We start from the raw sequence: 5,144 nt of genomic DNA, 5'->3' as shown, positions 1-5,144 counted from the left end.
AGGCAAAAAGTTATAAGCCGGAAGCACATTTCTTAGGTGGGTTATGGCAAGGCATTTTTCGCACCTCTACACAAGCTGCAATAACGGGCGTCGGAAAAAAAATATTACAAGATTTAGGAACTAAACTATGCGAAATACCGAAAGATTTTGCCGTTAATCCAAAGCTTGTAAAACTATTTGAAGCACGAAAAGCCAATCTAATAGCTGATCAGCCTATTGATTGGGCAACAGCTGAGCAGCTAGCTTTTGCAAGCTTGCTTGCTTCAGGTACAAATATCAGGCTAACCGGACAAGACTGCGGACGCGGTACTTTCTCGCATCGTCATTCAGTATTGCACAACCAAATTGACGATACTACCTATATACCTCTAAATAATTTATTTAAAGAACAAGCACAATATGAGGTAGCCGATAGTAATTTATCTGAATATGCGGTGCTTGGTTTTGAGTATGGTTATTCACTCGCAAATCCAAAAAATTTAGTTTTATGGGAAGCACAATTTGGTGATTTTGCTAATGGAGCTCAGATTATTTTTGACCAGTTTATTTCAAGCAGCGAAACTAAATGGCTTCGTATGAGCGGGCTTGTGGTACTACTGCCGCATGCATTTGAAGGACAAGGACCGGAGCATAGTTCGGCAAGGCTTGAGAGGCTCTTACAGCTAGCAGCTGAGGATAATATGTATGTTACATATCCAACTACCCCTGCCTCGATTTTCCACCTGCTACGTCGTCAAATACTTGATGATACCCGCAAACCGTTAATCGTAATGTCGCCGAAATCATTATTACGTAATAAATATGCCGTATCTAAACTTGATGATCTAGGCGACAATACTGCTTTCTTACCGGTTTTAGATGAAGTAACTAAAATAGATACAAACAATATTACTAAAGTAATCTTATGTAGCGGTAAGGTATATTACGATCTATTTGAAATGCGTGGCAATAATAGTAATATAGTAATTGTCAGGCTTGAGCAATTATACCCTTTTGAAAAAAAACTTGTAGCATCGCTATTAAAAAAATATAATAGGACGCAGGAATTTATTTGGTGTCAGGAAGAACCAAAGAATATGGGAGCTTGGCGTTATATAGCTTCTTACTTAAGTGATGCTTTAAAAGAAGCAGGAATTAATAATGAATTTAAATATGTAGGTAGAGAGGAATCAGCTTCTCCGGCAGTAGGTTCGCTGCAAGTACATAATAAGCAGCAAGAGAAGCTATTAAGGGAAGCATTATGGATGTGATTCTTAGTGTTATACCAAATACGTTTTTCGATTTTTTAGGAGTAAAATAAATTATGAGCGTTAAAATTATAGTACCGTCGCTTGGAGAGTCCGTAACAGAAGCAACTATTGCCAAATGGTATAAGAAAGAAGGTGATTCGGTTAAAACCGATGAATTACTGTTAGAAATTGAAACCGAAAAAGTGACTTTAGAAGTTAATGCTCCTTGTAACGGCACTATAGGTAAAATATCAAAAACTGACGGTGCAAATGTAGCAGTTGGCGAAGAAATAGGCGACATAAATGAAGGGGCAGCTAATACTGCCGGTACTAATAATGAATCTGCTAAAGCTCAAGCAGTTACGCAACCTACTTCAGAAAAGCCTGTAGCAAAACCTGCCGTGGTTAATAATATTCTTGCTCCTTCCGTACAAAAATTAGTTACCGACAATAAGCTTGACCCCAATAATATAAAAGGCACAGGTAAAGACGGTAGAATTACCAAAGGCGACATACTTGAAACAATAAACACACCGTCTGCTGCTTCTACTACAGTAAACAAAACTAATGAAGAAAGAGTACAGCGTGTTCGTATGTCACGCTTACGTAAAACTATTGCACAGCGTTTAAAAGATTCACAAAATACAGCAGCTATTTTGACTACTTTTAATGAAATCGATATGTCAAAAGTAATTGCCTTGCGTAATCAATATAAAGAAGAGTTCGAGAAAAAGCACGCTGTGAAACTTGGCTTTATGTCGTTTTTTGTTAAAGCAACAATTGAAACTTTAAAGCTTATTCCATCGGTAAATGCTGAAATAGACGGTGATGATTTAGTATATAAAAATTACTATGATATAGGTGTAGCTGTCGGAACAGAGCAAGGGCTTGTTGTACCGGTTGTTAGGGATGCCGATAAAATGGGATTTGCTGATGTAGAAAAAGCTATAGGCACTTTGGCTAAAAAAGCTCGTGAGGGTAAACTTTCTATGGCTGATTTGTCAGGGGGAACATTTTCGATTTCTAACGGAGGCGTATATGGCTCATTATTATCTACACCGATTATTAATCCTCCTCAATCAGGTATTTTAGGATTACATAAAACCGAGGAAAGAGCTGTAGTTATAGACGGTAAAATTGAAATACGTCCGATGATGTATATAGCTTTATCTTACGATCATCGTATAATTGACGGGAAAGAAGGAGTATCGTTCTTGGTAAAAATTAAGCAGCTTATTGAGAACCCTGAAAAGTTACTACTGAATTTGTAAAAAATTGTCATGCCGTGGTCAAGCCATGAGATGACACCCCAAAGCCTTGGATGCCCGCCTACGAGGAAATGATATAAATGAGCCATACGGTATCGGTAAGCCACAGCATGACAATAGAAAAAAGAAGTATATAATAATGATAAAATGTACTCGTCGTATTGAGTTTGATGCAGGACATAGAATTATAGGACATCAAAATAAATGTCAATTCCTGCACGGTCATCGCTATGTTCTTGAGATAACTATAGCCGCACACGAAACCGATAAACTCGGTATGATAGTCGATTTTGGTTTAATTAAGGATTTAGCTAAAAAATGGATTGACAAACATTTTGATCATAGCTTAATCCTACATCAAGACGATAAGGACATGGGGCAGCAAATAGAAAATTGTACCGGTCAAAAAATATATTACATGCAAAATAACCCGACTGCAGAAAATATAGCGACACATTTAAAGAATGAAATTTTTTCTAAACTTTTCGTAGGTCACAACTTCTTCGTAGCAAGCCTCAAACTATATGAAACACCTAATTGTTTTGTTGAGGTTTAAGCATGCAAGATTGCTGTTTAATTTTAACGACTACTAATGATTTGCAAATTGCCGAGAAAATAGCATCTGTTTTGTTAGAATTAAATCTTGCTGCCTGCATTCAAATTGACGATGTCAAAAGTTACTTTAGATGGGATAGTAGAGTAACTTTAGAAACCGAATATAGACTTGTAATTAAAACAAAATCTTCTAATTATAACGAAATTGAAAATAAACTCCTTGAAATTCATAATTATGCATTTCCACAAATAATAAAAATAAATATTGCCTATGGCTTTCAAAAGTACTTAGAATGGATTGACCAAAATAGTAAATAAACTTATAGTTAGATAAATTTAAAATTAAGTAAGTAAATTATGAAATTATGGCAAAAAGTTACCTTAGGGTTAATCTTAGGTATTATATTTGGTATATACTTACCACAATATGTTAATTATATTAAACCTATCGGTGATATTTTCTTACGTTTGATAAAAATGATCATTACCCCTTTAATTTTTTTTAGTTTGGTTTCCGGTATCACTAGTATGAATGATACTTCTGCCCTTGGTAGAGTAGGAATGAAAGCGGTAGCTGCTTTTTTAGGTACTACTTTTTTTGCTACGGTTTTTGGAATCACTGTTGCCTTAGTATTAAAGCCGGGAGTAGGCATACATATAGATTTTACCTCTTCAGGAACGACAAATAGAACTGCATTTAATATAATTGATTTTTTTGTAAATATCGTCCCTGATAATGCTGTTGGGGCTTTTGCAAACGGTGATGTCTTGCAAGTTGTATTTTTTGCTATTTTTGTTGGGATTACCTTAAACAAAATGAAATCTATCGGTGAACCTGTTACTGATTTAATTCATGTAATGTCAAAATTAATATTAAAAATGATATCGTTTGTTATTCAATTATCCCCTTACGGTGCTTTTGCTTTAACAGGCTGGATTGTAGGCATGCAGGGAGTTGAAGTAATGATTAGTTTATCAAAACTTGTTGTAGCGGTAGTGGTGGCAATGACATTCCAATATTTAGTTTTTGGTTTACTTATATATGTATTTTGTCATGTTTCACCTATACCTTTTTATAAGAAAAGTTTTGAGTATCAGATACTTGCTTTTTCTACTTCAAGTAGCAAAGCCACTCTTGCAACTACTATGCAAATTTGTCGTGAAAAGCTTGGCATTTCAGAGTCTAGTACTTCGTTCGTACTTCCGATAGGGGCATCAATTAATATGGACGGTTTTGCTATAAATTTATCTCTTACTACTATATTTTTTGCTCAAATGATGGGAGTAACGCTTGCTCCTCACGACTATTTAGTAATTATTCTCACCTCAACACTTGGATCTATCGGCGGTGCCGGTATTCCCGGTGCCTCTTTGATAATGCTTCCTATGGTTCTTTCTTCCGTTCACTTACCTATAGAGGGAGTCGCAATTATTGCCGGTATTGACCGAATACTTGATATGCTACGTACTACTATCAATATTACCGGCGATGCAACAATTACTATGATTATAGATAACAGCGAAAATACTTTAGATAAGGAAGTATATTTATCTTAATTCTAATTAAGGTCGGATATTTTTGACTATAGGCATCGTTGCGTGGATACTGAAAGTCATCATTGCGAGGCAACACTGTAAGTTCGTCCGCAATCTCAGGAATTTCTTATTATTTCATGAGATTGCTACGCGAGTACTACGACTGCTCGCAATGACGTGGTGATATCCATGCAATGCACGCTTATAATGACGGCTTTGGTATTAACAAACAATACTCTCACTATTCATTTACTTGAAGTATAATTATCAAAATCTTTTCTTCAATTTTTAATTTAAAAACACTATTGACTTTAGAATCTAAAGTATGCACTACAATAGCTATATTAACTTAAGGTTAAGAATACATGTTAAATTTCCTAAATAACACTGCATCACCAAAAAGATTTGTATCTATAGATAAAAACTACGGCAAGCGATTTACCTGAATCATTTTGGCATGCTATTGCTGAAAATAGCTATGATATTAATTGGAAAAATATACCATTACAAAAAAGTCCTTTTTATATTGTTACTACTCAAGGTTTAATTCAAGAAC

Annotated in this window: 5 protein-coding genes; all 5 read left to right on the top strand. The window is 35.2% G+C overall.

Features of this window, described 5'->3' with window-relative positions; genetic code table 11:
• Window positions 1–1,250, top strand: a 1,250-nt coding sequence (locus A452_RS0100785) for an MFS transporter (RefSeq protein WP_017208465.1), incomplete at its 5' end; no start/stop codon positions are given.
• A 53-nt stretch (window positions 1,251–1,303) separates the two neighbouring features.
• Window positions 1,304–2,500 (top strand): 2-oxoglutarate dehydrogenase complex dihydrolipoyllysine-residue succinyltransferase, encoded by a 1,197-nt coding sequence (gene odhB, locus A452_RS0100780; RefSeq protein WP_014413132.1) that lies wholly within the window; start codon window positions 1,304–1,306, stop codon window positions 2,498–2,500.
• Between the two features lie 136 nt (window positions 2,501–2,636).
• The gene (locus tag A452_RS0100775; RefSeq protein ID WP_014413133.1) at window positions 2,637–3,053 is read left to right on the top strand and encodes a 6-pyruvoyl trahydropterin synthase family protein; all 417 of its coding nucleotides are present in this window, start codon (window positions 2,637–2,639) and stop codon (window positions 3,051–3,053) included.
• Window positions 3,054–3,055: 2 nt separating this feature from the next.
• Window positions 3,056–3,370 (top strand): divalent-cation tolerance protein CutA, encoded by a 315-nt coding sequence (gene cutA, locus A452_RS0100770; protein ID WP_014413134.1) that lies wholly within the window; start codon window positions 3,056–3,058, stop codon window positions 3,368–3,370.
• A 39-nt stretch (window positions 3,371–3,409) separates the two neighbouring features.
• Window positions 3,410–4,609: a dicarboxylate/amino acid:cation symporter gene (locus tag A452_RS0100765; protein WP_014413135.1), complete on the top strand. Its 1,200-nt coding sequence runs from the start codon at window positions 3,410–3,412 to the stop codon at window positions 4,607–4,609.
• Window positions 4,610–5,144 lie beyond the last annotated feature (535 nt).

Source organism: Rickettsia australis str. Phillips (assembly GCF_000273745.1).
GTDB classification, from domain to species: Bacteria; Pseudomonadota; Alphaproteobacteria; order Rickettsiales; family Rickettsiaceae; genus Rickettsia; species Rickettsia australis.
This window is presented reverse-complemented; position numbering and strand designations above follow the sequence as displayed.

What these genes read in the sequence shown, in the direction of transcription:
- A452_RS0100775 (WP_014413133.1), top strand. Translation starts at nt 2,637, where the DNA reads ATGATAAAATGTACTCGTCGTATTGAGTTTGATGCAGGACATAGAATT.
- cutA (WP_014413134.1), top strand. Translation starts at nt 3,056, where the DNA reads ATGCAAGATTGCTGTTTAATTTTAACGACTACTAATGATTTGCAAATT.
- A452_RS0100765 (WP_014413135.1), top strand. Translation starts at nt 3,410, where the DNA reads ATGAAATTATGGCAAAAAGTTACCTTAGGGTTAATCTTAGGTATTATA.
- odhB (WP_014413132.1), top strand. Translation starts at nt 1,304, where the DNA reads ATGAGCGTTAAAATTATAGTACCGTCGCTTGGAGAGTCCGTAACAGAA.